Source organism: Paeniglutamicibacter selenitireducens (assembly GCF_051550675.1).
GTDB lineage: Bacteria > Actinomycetota > Actinomycetes > Actinomycetales > Micrococcaceae > Paeniglutamicibacter.
In genome coordinates this window covers 475,732-490,646 of the sequence record NZ_JBPULF010000003.1, presented here as the reverse complement: position 1 = coordinate 490,646, position 14,915 = coordinate 475,732, and the positions used below count along the sequence as shown (strand labels likewise).

At 67.5% G+C, this 14,915-nt stretch carries 15 protein-coding genes; 10 read left to right on the top strand and 5 right to left on the bottom strand.

The window, feature by feature from the left end:
- The first annotated feature begins 196 nt into the window (after positions 1-196).
- From ACSYDW_RS09005 to fabF, 5 genes are all read left to right on the top strand, one after another.
- Positions 197-1,453 (top strand): PucR family transcriptional regulator, encoded by a 1,257-nt coding sequence (locus ACSYDW_RS09005; RefSeq protein ID WP_438338378.1) that lies wholly within the window; start codon positions 197-199, stop codon positions 1,451-1,453.
- An 86-nt stretch (positions 1,454-1,539) separates the two neighbouring features.
- Complete coding sequence (locus ACSYDW_RS09000) at positions 1,540-2,463, top strand: ACP S-malonyltransferase (protein WP_438338377.1); 924 nt, start codon at positions 1,540-1,542, stop codon at positions 2,461-2,463.
- Between the two features lie 15 nt (positions 2,464-2,478).
- Positions 2,479-3,534 (top strand): beta-ketoacyl-ACP synthase III, encoded by a 1,056-nt coding sequence (locus tag ACSYDW_RS08995; RefSeq protein WP_438338376.1) that lies wholly within the window; start codon positions 2,479-2,481, stop codon positions 3,532-3,534.
- Between the two features lie 96 nt (positions 3,535-3,630).
- Positions 3,631-3,876, top strand: a complete 246-nt coding sequence (locus ACSYDW_RS08990; protein ID WP_438338375.1) for an acyl carrier protein — start codon at positions 3,631-3,633, stop codon at positions 3,874-3,876.
- Between the two features lie 229 nt (positions 3,877-4,105).
- Positions 4,106-5,344, top strand: a complete 1,239-nt coding sequence (fabF, locus tag ACSYDW_RS08985; RefSeq protein ID WP_438338374.1) for a beta-ketoacyl-ACP synthase II — start codon at positions 4,106-4,108, stop codon at positions 5,342-5,344.
- A 279-nt stretch (positions 5,345-5,623) separates the two neighbouring features.
- Here the strand turns inward: fabF and ACSYDW_RS08980 are convergent, their stop codons facing one another.
- From ACSYDW_RS08980 to dprA, 3 genes are all read right to left on the bottom strand, one after another.
- Positions 5,624-6,127, bottom strand: coding sequence for a DUF3145 domain-containing protein (locus ACSYDW_RS08980; RefSeq protein ID WP_209996617.1), 504 nt, complete (start codon positions 6,125-6,127; stop codon positions 5,624-5,626).
- Positions 6,128-6,259: 132 nt separating this feature from the next.
- Entirely contained in the window at positions 6,260-7,186 is a 927-nt protein-coding gene (locus ACSYDW_RS08975) for a tyrosine recombinase XerC (protein ID WP_438338392.1), read from the bottom strand.
- A gap of 161 nt (positions 7,187-7,347) precedes the next feature.
- Positions 7,348-8,613, bottom strand: a complete 1,266-nt coding sequence (gene dprA, locus ACSYDW_RS08970; protein ID WP_438338373.1) for a DNA-processing protein DprA — start codon at positions 8,611-8,613, stop codon at positions 7,348-7,350.
- A gap of 411 nt (positions 8,614-9,024) precedes the next feature.
- On the opposite strand from dprA, the gene ACSYDW_RS08965 reads away from it, so the two are divergent.
- The 5 genes from ACSYDW_RS08965 (at position 9,025) to ACSYDW_RS08945 (ending at position 12,851) form a co-directional block, all read left to right on the top strand.
- Complete coding sequence (locus ACSYDW_RS08965; protein ID WP_438338372.1) at positions 9,025-9,960, top strand: ABC transporter substrate-binding protein; 936 nt, start codon at positions 9,025-9,027, stop codon at positions 9,958-9,960.
- A gap of 123 nt (positions 9,961-10,083) precedes the next feature.
- Entirely contained in the window at positions 10,084-11,169 is a 1,086-nt protein-coding gene (locus tag ACSYDW_RS08960; protein ID WP_438338371.1) for an ABC transporter ATP-binding protein, read from the top strand.
- Positions 11,166-11,897: an ABC transporter permease gene (locus ACSYDW_RS08955; RefSeq protein ID WP_438338370.1), complete on the top strand. Its 732-nt coding sequence runs from the start codon at positions 11,166-11,168 to the stop codon at positions 11,895-11,897. The genes ACSYDW_RS08960 and ACSYDW_RS08955 overlap by 4 nt, the downstream gene beginning before the upstream one ends.
- Positions 11,894-12,556 carry an ABC transporter permease gene (locus ACSYDW_RS08950; RefSeq protein WP_438338369.1) on the top strand — a complete coding sequence of 221 codons (663 nt, stop codon included), beginning with the start codon at positions 11,894-11,896 and terminating at the stop codon, positions 12,554-12,556. The genes ACSYDW_RS08955 and ACSYDW_RS08950 overlap by 4 nt, the downstream gene beginning before the upstream one ends.
- 58 nt (positions 12,557-12,614) lie before the next feature.
- Positions 12,615-12,851 (top strand): hypothetical protein, encoded by a 237-nt coding sequence (locus tag ACSYDW_RS08945; RefSeq protein WP_438338368.1) that lies wholly within the window; start codon positions 12,615-12,617, stop codon positions 12,849-12,851.
- Positions 12,852-12,974: 123 nt separating this feature from the next.
- Here the strand turns inward: ACSYDW_RS08945 and ACSYDW_RS08940 are convergent, their stop codons facing one another.
- Complete coding sequence (locus tag ACSYDW_RS08940; protein ID WP_438338367.1) at positions 12,975-14,525, bottom strand: YifB family Mg chelatase-like AAA ATPase; 1,551 nt, start codon at positions 14,523-14,525, stop codon at positions 12,975-12,977.
- Entirely contained in the window at positions 14,522-14,881 is a 360-nt protein-coding gene (locus tag ACSYDW_RS08935; protein WP_438338366.1) for a YraN family protein, read from the bottom strand. The genes ACSYDW_RS08940 and ACSYDW_RS08935 overlap by 4 nt, the downstream gene beginning before the upstream one ends.
- Between the last annotated feature and the right edge of the window lie 34 nt (positions 14,882-14,915).

Here is a 14,915-nt window from a genome sequence, read left to right as displayed (position 1 = left end):
CGGAGGCGACGCCTAAGGCCCCGGCCGCACCATGTTCGGTGGCGCCGAATCCCAACGGGGGTTCGGCGCCACCGTCGTTTCCGGCAACCACATCGGTTCCGGGAACGGTGCTTGCCAAGGGTACCGGCGGGCCGTCCGGCTTTGTGCGAACACTACAAATAGTGCCCACGGCCATCCGGTGCGTATGCTCGTAGTCATGAGTGACGAGCAAGCGGCAAACCTGGGCCAGCGGATCAGGCCTTTCCGCCAGGCCAAGGCCAGCCCCGAAACCCTCAAGCGCCTCAAGCAGCACCTGGGGGTCCTCTCCACGGTGGCCCTCAAGCACCTCGACCAGTCACTCCCCTGGTACCGCGGGTTGCGCCCCGAGGAACGTGCCGCGCTCGGGCTCGTCGCGCAAAAGGGCATCGCCTCCTTCGTTTCCTGGTACGAGCGCCCCACGACCTCCCCGCAGTGGGTCATCAACGACGTCTTCGGTGCCGCACCCACGGAACTGACCCGATCCATCAGCCTGCAAAAGGCCCTTCAGCTGATCCGCACCATCGTCGAGGTCGTCGAATCCCAGGTGCCGGACATCGCCCCGGAGGCGGAGCACACCCAGCTGCGCGAGGCGGTCCTGCGCTACTCGCGCGAGGTGGCGTTCGCCGCCGCGGACGTCTACGCCCGTGCCGCTGAAACCCGCGGCGCATGGGACTCCCGGCTCGAGGCGCTGGTCGTCGACGCGGTGATGCGCGGCGAAAGCCAGGACTCGCTGCGTTCGCGCATCGCCGCGGTGGGGTGGAAGTCCAACGAGAACATCCTCATCATGATCGGCGCCACGCCGACCTCCTCGCAGGTGGGTTTCGTCAGCGAGCTGCGCCGCGCCGCTGCCCGGTACTCGCGCGATTCGCTGGTCGGGGTGCACGGGGAACGGGCGATCCTGATGCTCGGCGGGGTCGACGTGGACCGGGCCGGACTGGACCGCCTCGCCTCGTTCTTCGGCGAGGGCCACGTGGTCTACAGCCCGCTGGCGCCCACGCTCAAGGAAGCCCCGGCCTGCGCGCAGGCGGCCTTCGCGGCGATCGCCGCCGCCAAGGCCTGGCCGCTGGCCCCGCGCCCGGTGGCCGCGGACGACCTGTGGCCCGAACGCGTGATGAACAGCGACACCGAGGCCCGCCACGCTCTGGTCACGGGGATCTACGACCCGCTGCTGAAGGCCGGGAACGGCCTTGTCGAAACGCTCTCCAGCTACCTGTCGCTGGGGCATTCGCTCGAGGGCACGGCCCGCGAGCTGTTCGTCCACGCAAACACCGTGCGCTACAGGCTCAAGCGGGTGTGTGACGTGACCGGATGGGATCCGTTGGTCCCGCGCGAGGCGTTCGTGCTGCAGACGGCGCTGGTGGTCGGCCGGCTGGACGCCGAGACGGGCGACTACGTGCCCGAAACGCGGCAAACCATGCCGCGCGCCGGCCACTGACTCCTGTAGGATTCCTACAAAAGCACGCCGCCAAGTCGGTGTGCGAAATCAGCCGCAGTGAATGACATCTTTGGAAAGCTGGAGTAGTGCTAGCAATCGTGTGCCCGGGACAGGGCTCTCAGACCCCCGGATTCCTTTCCCCATGGCTGGACGTGGCCGGTGTCCCCGAACACCTCGCGAGCCTCTCCGCCATCACCGGTCGTGACCTCACGGCCCACGGAACGGTCTCCGACGAGGAAACCATCAAGGACACCGCCGTCGCCCAGCCGCTGATCGTGGCCGCCGGGCTCGTTGCGGCCCGCGCGCTCTTCGGCGAGTCCCTCCCGGCCAACACCGTGCTGGCTGGCCACTCCGTCGGCGAGATCACGGCCACCGCGCTGGCCGGGGCGCTGGGCGAGAACGACGCCATGGTCTTCGTGCGTGAACGCGCCAACGCCATGGCCCGCGCCGCCGCGCAGACCCCCACAGGCATGGCCGCTGTCCTCGGCGGGGACGCCGACGAGGTCAACGCCGCCATCGTCGCGGCCGGGCTCACCCCGGCCAACGCCAACGGCGGGGGCCAGATCGTCGCAGCCGGCACGCTCGAGCAGATCGATGCCTTCGCCGCCAATCCCCCGGCCAAGGCGCGGGTCATCCCGCTGAAGGTCGCCGGCGCCTTCCACACGCACCACATGGCCCCGGCCGTCGAGGTGCTGCAGGAGCTCTCGGCATCACTCACCCCGGCCGACCCGTCGACCACCCTGCTGTCCAACTTCGACGGCCAGGCCGTCGCAGGCGGCCCGGAGAACCTCGCGTCCCTGGTGGCGCAGGTTTCCCGCCCGGTCCGCTGGGACCTGTGCATGGAACAGCTTGCGGCCCTGGGCGTCACCGGCATCCTGGAGCTGCCGCCGGCCGGGACCCTCGTGGGGTTGGCCCGCCGCGGCCTGAAGGGCGTTCCCACCCTCGCACTGAAGTCCCCCGAAGACCTCGAGGCGGCCCGCGCCTTCGTCGCCGAACACACCCAAGCCTAAGGAAGAGCACCCAACATGACCGCAGTGATGAACCAGACGCCCGCGCGCGAGTTCAGCCGGATCCACGGCGTCGGCTCCTTCCGTCCGGACGTCATCGTCTCCAACGAGGACGTCTGCCAGTGGATCGATTCCTCCGACGAGTGGATCCAGCAGCGCACGGGCATCGTGACCCGCGCCCGTGCCGACGAGCACACCTCGCTGCTGGACATGGCCGAAGGCGCAGCCCGCGCGGCCCTCGCCTCGGCGGGGATCGAGGCCGGCCAGCTCGGCGCCGTCATCGTCTCCACGGTGACCTTCCCGCACGCCACCCCGTCGGCGGCGGCCGCACTGGCCGACCGCATCGGCGCCACCCCGGCCCCGGCCTTCGACATCTCCGCAGCCTGCGCCGGCTACTGCTACGGCGTGGCCCAGGGCGACGCCCTGGTCCGCTCGGGCATGGCCGAGTACGTGCTGGTCGTCGGCGCCGAGAAGCTCTCCGACTACATCGACAACCACGAACGCACCATCTCGTTCCTGCTGGGCGACGGCGCCGGCGCCGTAGTCATCGGCCCATCGGACACCACCGGCATCTCTCCCTCGGTGTGGGGCTCGGACGGTTCGAAGTGGTCGGCCATCGGCATGACCCACTCGCAGTTGGACCTGCGCGACGCGGTCCTGGCCGCCGAGTCCTCCCCGGAGGGCACCGCCCTTGTCGCAAGCACCGAGGCCCAGCTGTGGCCGACGCTGCGCCAGGACGGCCAGACCGTCTTCCGCTGGGCCGTCTGGGAAATGGCGAAGATGGCCAAGCTGGCCCTCGAGAAGGCCGGCATCACCTCCGCCGACCTTGCCGCGTTCATCCCCCACCAGGCGAACATGCGCATCATCGACGAGATGGTCAAGCAGCTGAAGCTTCCCGAATCGGTGGTGGTCGCCCGCGACATCGCCGAGGCCGGGAACACCTCCGCCGCCTCCATCCCGATGGCCATGGACCGCATGCTCAAGGACAACCCGGAGCTTTCCGGCGGCCTGGCACTGCAGATCGGGTTTGGCGCCGGGCTTGTCTTCGGCGCACAGGTCGTTGTCCTGCCCTAGGGTTAACACCCAGGGACACAACCCACAATCCGGACCGCACCAAGCGGTTTGAATAGTCGTCGGGCATTGCCCGGCAAAAACAGAAAAGGAGCCATCATGGCTAGCAACGAAGAGATTCTGGCCGGCTTGGCCGAGATCGTCAACGAAGAGACCGGCCTGGCCACCGAGGCAGTCGAGCTGGACAAGTCCTTCACCGAGGACCTGGACATCGACTCCATCTCGATGATGACCATCGTGGTCAACGCCGAAGAGAAGTTCGACGTGAAGATCCCGGACGAAGAGGTCAAGAACCTCAAGACCGTTGCCGACGCAGTGAACTTCATCGCGGGCGCACAGGCCTAAACGGCTTTCCGGCTCCCCCGGGCCCGATCCGTCCAGCGGACGGGCCCGGGAGGAACCGGGTCCGGGCACGTGCCGTGCCCACTCGACTTCCTTACCGGTTTCGCAACCGAATCCCAGACTTTTCGATCCGATCCGGATCCCGGCAGACCAGCAGGCGCCGGGCACCGACGCTTGGATCGCGCACTAGCCTCGCTAGTCGTTTCGACCCCAACCAGTAGAGAGTTTCCTCATGGCTCGCAAAGTTGTCATCACCGGCCTCGGTGCCACCACTCCCATCGGCGGCGACGTCCCGACCCTGTGGGCCAACGCGCTCAAGGGCGTCTCGGGCGCACACACGCTGCCCGATGAGTGGGTTGAAACCTACAACCTCCCGGTGAAGTTCGCCGCCCGTGCCTCCACCCCGGCCTCCGAGGTGCTCTCCCGCGTCGAGATGAAGCGCATGGATCCCTCGACGCAGTTCGCCGTCGTCGCCGCGCGCGAGGCCTGGCAGGACTCCGGCATCGAGGACATCGACCACGACCGCCTGGCCGTGGCCTTCGCCACCGGCATCGGCGGCGTGTGGACCCTGCTCGACGCCTGGGACACGCTGAAGGAAAAGGGCCCGCGCCGCGTGCTGCCCATGACCGTCCCCATGCTGATGCCCAACGGCCCGGCCGCCGCCGTCTCCCTGGACCTCGGTGCCCGCGCCGGCGCCCACACCCCGGTGTCCGCCTGCGCATCGGGCACCGAGGCCATGCACATGGGCCTGGAGCTGATCCGTTCGGGCAAGGCCGACGTCGTCGTCTGCGGCGGCGCCGAGGCTGCCATCCACCCGATGCCGATGGCATCGTTCGCCGCCATGCAGGCCCTCTCCAAGCGCAACGACGACCCGGAGCACGCTTCGCGTCCGTACGACATCGACCGTGACGGCTTCGTCATGGGCGAAGGCGCCGGCGCCCTGGTCCTCGAGGCCGAGGAACACGCCATCGCCCGCGGCGCGACGATCTACGCGGAACTCGCCGGCACGTCGGTGACCGCCGACGCCTACCACATCACCGCCCCGGACCCGGAGGGCCTGGGTGCCACCCGTGCGCTGAAGGCCGCGATGTTCGACGGACGCATCCAGCCCGAGGACGTCGTCCACGTGAACGCACACGCGACCTCCACCCCGGTCGGCGACAAGCCGGAATACACCGCGCTGCGCGCGGCCCTGGGCACCCACCTGGACAACGTCTGCGTCTCGGCGACCAAGTCTCAGATGGGCCACCTGCTCGGTGCCTCCGGCGCCGTCGAGTCGGTTCTCTCGGTGCTGGCCGTGTACCACCGCAAGGCACCAGTGACCATCAACCTCGACAACCAGGATCCGGAGATCCCCCTGGACGTCGTGGTCGGCACCCCGCGCGAGCTGCCCGAAGGATCCATCGTGGTGCTGAACAACTCGTTCGGTTTCGGCGGGCACAACGCCGTCGTTGCCATCCGCAGCGTCTAGCAACTTCCCCGGCCGCAGGCCGCATCCGACAGGGGTCGGGTTCCACCAATCGTGGAACCCGACCCCTGTCTCGTTCGTGTCCCGTTGGGCGTTCCGTGCCTCCGTCCCCCGGTGCGGCATGGCCGGCTTCCCTGCCGTGCGGGATTCTCGTCGCCAGCTCGGAACCTGCAGGCTGCGCGACCTCGGGAATGCAAAATCCCCGGCCGTTGTCCCACCCGGGAGGTAAAACTCCTGGTGGAACCACGGCCGGGGACAGACGGCGTTGGAGGCTGAACGTCGCTAGATGACTTGGTGGAGCCAGCGCACCGGTGCGCCCTCGGCTGCGTAGCGGAACGGTTCGAGCTCCTCGTCCCAGGCCTCGCCCAGGGCGATCGACAGTTCCTGGTAGACGACGGCCGGGTCGCCTGCGCCCTTCTCGTAAGCCCAGCGGATGCGTTCCTCGCTGACCATGATGTTGCCGGCCGCGTCGGTCGTCGCATGGAAGATGCCCAGTTCGGGTGTGTGGGACCAGCGACTGGAATCGACACCCGGGCTTGCTTCCTCGGTGACCTCGTAGCGCAGGTGCGCCCATCCGCGCAGCGCAGAGGCCAGCAGCGCGCCCGTGCCCGGCTTGCCGGTCCAGTTCACCTCGGCGCGTGACATGCCGGGGGCGGCGTTCTGCTCACTCCAGTGCAAATCGGTACGCTGTTCAACCACTGAACCGATCGCCCATTCGATATGCGGGCACAACGCTGAAGGGGCTGAGTGTACGAAGAGTACGCCCCTGGTCATTGCTTCAGACATGCCATCCTCCGATTTGCTGTTGGAACGTCTTCCCCAACGCCAACAACTCCAGTTCGAAGGACCGTAAATCCTGTTAAGTATTCTGCATGATTATACGGCTTTCGGCCAGTGGCTCCGGCACGTGACGTCGAGTTATGCGCGAGGGTGGGCTCTCTGGTAGCTCTCCTTGAGCCGTTCCACCGAGACATGCGTGTACAACTGCGTGGTGGCCAGCGAGGAGTGGCCGAGGATCTCCTGGACCGCCCTCAGGTCGGCACCTCGATCGAGCAGGTGGGTTGCCGCGCTGTGCCGCAGCGCGTGCGGTCCGCGGGCAGCGGTGTCCCCGAGGTCGGCGAGCGCCTTGGAGACGACGTCGCGGGCTTGGCGTGCGTCGAGGCGTTTGCCTCGTTGCCCGAGGAGCAATGCCTGACCGGAGTGTTCGTTTCGGAGCACGCCTCTGGAGCGGCGCAGCCAGTTGTCCAGTGCGTTCAGTGCCGGTTGTCCGAAGGGGACGGTGCGTTCTTTGTCCCCCTTGCCGATGACGCGCAGGGTTCGTCGGTCGAGGTCGAGGCTGTCGATGTCCAGGGAGACGAGTTCCCCGACGCGGATTGCCGTTGCGTAGAGGAGTTCGAGGATCAGCGTGTTGCGGTCGGCGAGCGCGCGTTCTTCCGCGGTGGGTTCGCTGGCCTCAGTGTTCCTTTGTCTTGGTGCCGGCGGAGGAGCGTCGAACATTCGTTGGATTTGGTTGCTTTGAAGCACGTGCGGGAGTCTCTGTTCCCGTTTGGGTGATTGGAGGCGGCTTGCCGGGTTGGTGTCGATGAGGTTTTCGCGCAGGGCCCAGGCCAGGAAGCTGCGTATCGAAGCTGAACGGCGCGAAAGGGTGGCTCGTGCGAGGCCGGATTCCTGGAGGGTCATGAGCCAGGTGCGGAGCAGCGGTAGGTCTATCCCTTCCAGCGTTTGGGCTCCGCGTGGGATGGCGTAGGTGAGGAGGTTGGTGATGTCGGAGCTGTAGGCGCGGAGCGTGTGTTCGCTGCGTGAGCGTTCGAGGCGCATGTGCCGCAGGAAGCCGTCGTGAGCCATTTGGAGCTCTGCGGGGATGGTGATTGGTTCGGATTTTTGTTCGGGTCTTTGTGGCACGTCTCTACTGTCTCGCAGTGGTGGCGGGTGGGCAACGGTGCCACGCCGCGGGGCGTCGGTGATGTGGCGGTTTCGGGGTTTGGCTCCCCTGTGGAAGCTGGTTGTCACCTCAGGGGATTCCCGTTGGGGTATCTACGTATCCAGCCTTCGGGTTTGGCTTGGGCGAGCCCCATGGAGGAGAGCCTGCTCAGTCCTCCGAGGATTGAGCCGATTCCGAGTCCGGCGAGGATTGCTAGTTCGTCGACGGATCGTGGTGAGCGGTTCGGAAGTGCGTCAAGGAGCAGGAGGTCATGGACGGCCAGTCCGTCGTAGTCGCGCGCGTCTTCGGCATCGGCAGTGTTGGCTTCCCCCGTGGGATGCGTTCCTTGGTTTGGGTCCGGGGCTATGGATGTGCCGAGCAGTTCGAGGGCTTCGGTTGCATCGGTGATCAGTGTGGCGGCTCCTTCCCTGATGAGTCTGTGGCAGCCGGCCGAATTGGCCGAGTAGACGGACCCGGGGAGCGCCCCTACCTCGCGGCCCATCTCCGCCGCGTGGTGGGCGGTGCTCAGTGCCCCGGAGCGCCAGCGCGCTTCGGTGACGACGGTCAGGACGCACAGTGCGGCGATCAGCCGGTTTCGTTGGAGGAACCTCCAGCGTGTGGGGGTGGCGCCTGGGGCGACTTCCGAGATGAGCAGTCCCTCGCGGTGTACCCGGTAAAGGAGGTCTTCGTTCCCTGCGGGGTAGAAGCGGTCCAGTCCTCCTGCCATGACGGCAATGGTGTTCGGCCTGGTGTTGCTTGTTCCCTCTGGTCGCTCTTCGGCGAGCGCTGCTTCGTGTGCCTTGGCGTCGATTCCGTAGGCTCCCCCGGAGACGATGCAGATACCGTGTCTAACAAGACCGGACGCGAGCTCGGCAGTGGTGGTGCGCCCGTACTCCGTGGCGTCCCGCGAGCCGACGATTGCGACCAGGGAGCTTGGCTCACGCAGGGTCTCGAGGGCTCCCGTGCCTCTGTGCCAAAGTGCGAGGGGTGCGGCGAGCCCGAGGGCCTCGAATCCCCGAGGCCAGTTTTCATCGCTTGGCAGGAGCATTCCCCCTCCCAGGTTGCCGATCAACTGCAGGTCTGCCTGGGGATTGGCGATGCGGGCGCGGGCCCTCCATCGGTCGAGCCCTGCATCAAGGCGGAGGCTGGTGCGGGAGGCGCCGTGGGCGTCCAGGAGGTCGGCCACTCCTTGTTGCGTTCGCGCAGGGGCCGGGCCCGAGTGTTCGCGGATCAGCCTGTACGCCTCGGGGGCTCCCAGGATGGCCACCAGCGCGGCGCCGGTCAAGTCGTTCGGCTCGATGATCCTGGTTAGCCCTGCCCTTGCCGTGGTTTCGTCGTTGTGCTTTTCCATGCGGTGGCGCTCCCTGTGTCTCCTGGAACATTGCAGTTCGGCCCCGTGGCAGCGTTTGTTTGCCCGAGGTGTGGACCCATCATGGCCAGAGGTTCGCGTGGCATGGCGGGAGCTGTCCCTGGCTGTGTCGGGTCTGTGTTCACGCCTTGCCCTCGCGTCGTGTGCGGGGAAGTACACCGCTGTTTCGGCACCCGCTGGTCGCTGCCGCGTCTTGCGTTTGTCCACGGCCGCTTCAGCGGTGCACGTGGGACGGGGTTTCGTCCACCGGGCTTGATTGGGCGGTTGGAATCATCAAATATTGCGTGTGGCCTGCATAGTAGGCAACGATGGACAGGTGGCTCGCGCCCCTCGGGGCGGGAGCGAGATAGATCTTCCAGCAGAATCTCTCTAGACGAATTCAGGCTAACCATGATGAACAGAAGAAGACTTCCCCTCCTCGCCGCCCTCTCGGTGGTCGCCGGCTCACTGGTTCTCAGCGGGTGCTCTGATCCAACGGCCGCTCCGGCGCCGTCCAGTGGTTCGGCTGCCGCTTCGAAGCTCACGGTTTCCTCGGCAAACTTCACCGAGTCCGAGATCATCGGGAACCTCTATGCCGAGGCCCTCAAGGCCAACGGCTACGACGTTGAGACAAAATTCAATATCGGCTCCCGCGAGGCCTACCTCCCGGCACTCTCGGACGGCTCAATCGACTTGATTCCCGACTACACGGGCAACTTGCTGCTCTTCCTGGACAAGAACGCGGATGTCAGCACGCCCGGAGCGATCCTCAACGAACTCTCTGCCGCGCTGTTGTCCAAGAACCTGGCCGCGTTGACCCCCGCCACTGCGGAAGACAAGGACTCCGTGGTTGTCACGCGCGCCACCGCGGACAAGTGGGGGCTGAAGTCGATTGGCGATCTTGCCGCGCACAATGCCGAGGTGACGATGGCCGGCCCTCCGGAGTTCAAGGAGCGCCCCGTCGGCCTGCCTGGCCTGGAGAAAAACTACGGGCTGGTTCCTGCCAAATTTGTCCCGATCGCGGACGGCGGCGGGCCGGCAACCGTGAAGGCGCTCTTGGATGGGTCGGTGACTGCGGCCAACATCTTCACGACGAGTACCGCGATTCCGGCCAACGACTTCGTGGTTCTGGAGGATCCCAAGAACAATTTCCCCGCCCAGCAGGTCATCCCGGTGGCGGGCAAGGACAAGCTGGACATGAAGGCAATCGAGACCATCGACGCGGTGTCGGCGAAGCTGAGCACGGGCGAATTGATCAAACTCAACGAGCAGGTCTCCGGGGATTCCAAGACCGAGCCGAAGGCCGCGGCGATCGCCTGGCTTTCCGATCAGGGATTGATCACCAAGTAGGACCACAACACCTATAGAACACATGTTCGAATTGGGGTTGGCTGCCGTTACCCGCCGGTGGCCAACCCCCACTTTTTCCCCGGAATCACGCGGAAACACCGTCGCCCAGCAGGAAGCTTCCCAATGATCACCTTCGAATCAGTCTCCAAGACCTACCCCGGGGGCACCACCGCGGTGGACAACCTCGACCTCCACATCGAGGCCGGGTCCTTCACGGTGCTGGTTGGCCCCAGCGGCTGCGGCAAGACCACCTCGATGCGAATGATCAACCGCATGGTCACCCCCAGCGGCGGACGCGTCCTCGTCGACGGGCAGGATGTGGCGGCAATCCGCCCGGTGTCGCTGCGTCTGGGCATCGGCTACGTCCTGCAGAACGCGGGCCTGTTCCCGCACCGCACGGTGATCGACAACGTCGCCACCGTCCAACGACTCCTGGGGCTCTCGAAAACGGCGGCCAGGGCCAAGGCGCACGAGGCACTGGAACGCGTCGGCCTGGACGCCTCCGTGGCGCACCGCTATCCGGCCCAGCTCTCCGGCGGGCAGCAACAGCGCGTGGGGGTGGCGCGCGCCCTGGCGGCCGACCCGCCCATCTTGTTGATGGACGAGCCGTTCAGTGCCGTGGACCCGATAGTGCGCGAGGAACTGCAGCAGGAAGTGCGGCACCTGCAATCCGAAATCAGGAAAACCATCGTCATGGTCACCCACGACATCGACGAGGCGCTGACCCTCGGCGACAAGATCGCCGTCATGGCCCCGGGCGGCCGCCTGCAGCAGTACGCCGCACCCGCGCAGATCCTCACGCGCCCCGCCAATGCGTTTGTGGCCTCCCTCGTGTCCAAGGACAGGGGGTTCCGGGCACTGTCCTTCGGAACGCTCGCCGGTGTCCGAGGCACCCCACTGCCCGCCCCGCACGGCGACGGGAGCATCGACATGTCCCTCATTGCCCCCGGCTGGCTGCTGGAGCCCGGCACGGGCCACGGTGGGGCGGACACGGACACCGCGGCGCATTGGGTCGGCCCCGACGGGACGCGCCTGGCCGTCGGAGGTGCGCTGCGTTCCGGGGATTCCCTGCGCTCGGGCCTCGACGCGGTGCTTGCCTCGCCGATCTCGGCTGCCTTGCTGCTGGACGAAGCAGGGAAGCCGACCGGCTACATTACCCTCGATGACTTGGCACCGCACCTTCGCCCCGGGGTGGTGGCCGGGGCATGAGGTGGCTGCTGGAAAACCCGGAACAGGCGTGGGAGCTCACCCTGGAGCACCTGTACCTCTCGGTCATTCCCGTCGCGGCCGGCCTTCTGGTTGCGCTGGCGCTGGGGCTCGTCTTCGGCAACCGCCGGCGAGCGCGGGCGTTCATCACGACGGCGGCAAGTGCCGTCTTCACCGTCCCGTCCCTGGCATTGTTCGTGGTGATTCCGACGCTGCTTGGCACGCAGATCCTTGATCCGCTCAACGTGGTGATCGCGTTGGGCCTTTATTCGGCGTCGCTGCTGGTGCGCACGGTCTTCGATGCGCTGGATGCCGTGCCCGCCGAGGTGCTGAGCGCGGCCGAGGCCTTGGGATACTCGCCGGCGAGGCGCCGCCTCCTGGTGGACCTGCCGCTGGCGATGGGCCCCCTGGCAGCGGGGACCCGTGTGGCGGGCGTGACTAACGTTTCGCTGGTGTCCGTGGGCGCGGTGATCGGCATCGGCGGGCTGGGACAGCTTTTCACCTCCGGGTACCAGCGCAACTACCCCGACCAGATCCTTGCGGGCATCATCATGATCCTGCTGCTGGCCCTGGCGCTTGACCGGGGGCTCGCGTGGATCGGCCAGTTGCTGACCCCCTGGCTTTCGCCGAAGCACGCCGGTGGTTCGGCGGGCGCGGCCCCCGCACGCTTGGTGGTCGCCGCCCCCACCACACAGGAAACTTCCAACCGCACGGCGGGAGAAGCAGAATGATCAACGACATGCTTTCCTTCCTCGGCACAGCCTCCAACTGGTCCGGCGAGGGCGGGATTTCCGCCCGGCTTGCGGAGCACCTGTGGTACTCCTTCCTGGCGGTGTCTGCGGCCGTTGCTGTGGCGTTTCCGCTGGGTTTGTTCATTGGCCACACGGGGCGCGGCAAGGCGGTTCTGGTGTCCTTGTCCAACGTCCTGCGAGCCCTGCCGTCCCTGGGCATCATGACGCTGCTGGTGCTGCTGATGGGGCTGGGGCTTTTCCCGCCGCTGGTGGCACTGGTGCTCATTGCCATCCCGCCGATCCTTGCCGGGGTGTACTCCGGGGTGGCGAACGTCGACCCGCTGGTCGTGGATTCGGCGCGCGCCATGGGTATGAAGGATTCGCGCATCATCCTGCAGGTCGAGCTCCCGCTGGCGCTGCCGCTGATTCTGGGCGGGCTGCGCGGGGCGATCCTGCAGGTCATTGCCACTGCGACGATCGCCGCCTACGTGAACCTCGGTGGTCTGGGCCGGTACATCTTCGACGGGCTGGCACTCTATGACTACGGCCAGGTGCTCGTGGGTGCCGTACTTGTCACGGCGCTCGCGTTGGCGGTGGACGGGTTGATGGCACTGCTGGCCAGGCGCTTCTCCCCGACACGCATGTACGCGGCGGCCTGATTAGCGCCGCCGGGCCCTTACGGCAGCGACAAGGCCGCTGAACACCACACGGATCGGCGTGTTGCCGATGCAGCCGACCTTGCCAATCGAACCGATGGAGGCCACTGACCCCATGGAGCCGAGCGACGCAATCGAAGCAATCGAGCCCGCCGACAGCACCGAGGCAATCGAGCCCGCCGAAGACACCGAAGCGATGGATCCGGCCGAAGACACCGAAGCGATGGATCCGGCCGACGTCAACGAAGCGATGGATCCGGTGGAGGCCACCGATCCGATCGAACCGACCGACGCGTAGGAAGCAAGGGACTCCGCCGACCCGCCAGGGGTGCAGCGGGCCGAGTTGGCGATCGGCTTTGCTTTCTTGGCATTCACACGTGGCATGGGCACCATCTTCCACGTTCCGGCCCCGATGTGTCGACTACCCGACATCGCCCTTGCCGTGCTGCCGCAGCTGCAGCGCCACGTCGACGTCCTCCGTCGTGGGGCAGGCATGGGAATTGAGGTCCGCGATGCTCCAGGCGATGCGCAGGACCCGATCATATCCCCGGGCGCTGAGCCTCAGTGACTCCGCCGCCCGGTTCAGCCCGACGGTGGCCGCGGCGACGGGCCGCAGCTCGTTGCGCAGGATCGCACCCGGAACCTCGGCGTTGGTTGCGATGCCCCAACGCTTGAGCCTGTCCCTTTGCTGCACCCGGGCATCGCGGACGCGTGCGGCGACCACCGCGGAAGACTCGACGGGGCCCCGCGAGGCCATCTCCCGTGCCGAGAGCTGCGGGACCAGCAGCTGCATATCCACCCGGTCAAGCAGCGGTCCCGAGAGCCTGGCCAGGTAGCGCCTGCGCTGCATGGGCGTACACGTGCAGTCCGTGCCCTTTCCCAGGTTGCGCCCGCAGGGGCACGGATTCGCGGCCATCACCAGCTGGAAGCGAGCCGGATAGGTCGCTGTGCCCGCCGCCCGGTGCAGGGTCAACACGCCGGACTCGAGCGGCTGGCGCAGCGCGTCGAGGGCCGCGGCGCTGAACTCGGGGCTCTCGTCCAGGAACAGGACACCACGGTGGGCCCTGGAGGCGGCACCGGGACGCGGTGTGCCGCTTCCCCCGCCGATGAGCGCCACCATCGAGGCACTGTGGTGCGGCGCCTCGAACGGAGGGCGGCGGACCAATGCGGCGATCTGCCCTCCACCCGAGGCGAGCGAATGTACGGCGGTGGTTTCCATGGCCTGGGCGTCGTCAAGGTCCGGCAACAGCCCTGGCAGGCGCTGGGCGAGCATGGTCTTGCCCGCTCCCGGGGGCCCGGTAAGCAGCAGGTGGTGCCCGCCGGCCGCGGCGACCTCCAGCGCGTAGCGCCCCTGGGCCTGGCCCACCACCTCGGCCAGGTCCAGGGCCCGTGCCTCGCCGCCTGCCCACGCCGCCGGCTTGCGCTGTGGGGAGTGGTGCCGTGCCCTGAAACGCAGCCCCGAGGGGTCCGCCCCGCAGTCGGCGAGCAGCTGGGACAGGTGGTCGTAAGAGCGCACCGTGGCCCCTGGCACAAGTTCGGCTTCCGCGAGGTTCCCCGCGGCCACGACAATGTCCGGGTGCCCCGCACGCACCGCGGCCATGACGGCGGGCAGCACTCCGGCCACCGGGCGCAGCGATCCGTCGAGCCCGAGCTCCGCAAGGTAGACGGTCCCGGGGAGCGGGGTGATGCTGCGGTCCGCCGCAAGGGTCGCCAGCAGGATCGCCAGGTCGAAGCCGGAGCCGCGCTTGTGCAGCGTCGCCGGGGTCAGGTTCACGGTGATGCGGCGGTTGGGAAGCGGGATTCCCGAGTTCCGTGCGGCGGAGCGGATCCGCTCGCGCGACTCGTTCAGCGACGCATCGGGCAACCCGAGCAGCAGGAAGCCGGGGATGCCGTTGCCGACGTCGGCCTCGATTTCGATCAGCTGGCCGTTCAGGCCGGTCAGCCCGATGCCCAGCGTCCGCGCCAGGCTCATGATTCGACCCCGATCAGGTGCTCGATACGCGGCTCGCGCCCGGGCGCCATGATGATTGCCAGCACGTCGACCCGCACCGTGCGCACGTCCCGGCGGTGCTCCACGCACCAGCGCCGGGCCAGTCGGGAGACCCGGCGCAGCTTGACGGGGTTCACGGCCTCGGCGGGGTGCCCGAAGCCGAGCGAGCTGCGGGTCTTCACCTCCACGCCGACCACCTGCCCGGCGTCGTCGGCGATGATGTCCAGCTCCCCGAGTTTGCACCGCCAGTTGCGTTCCAGCACGGTGTACCCGACACCGGCCAGGTAGCTTGCGGCGAGCTCCTCGCCCCTGGCACCCAGTTCCTGGTTGTGGTTCATCCGCCCCCACGCTCCCTTCGGCAATCCCCGGACC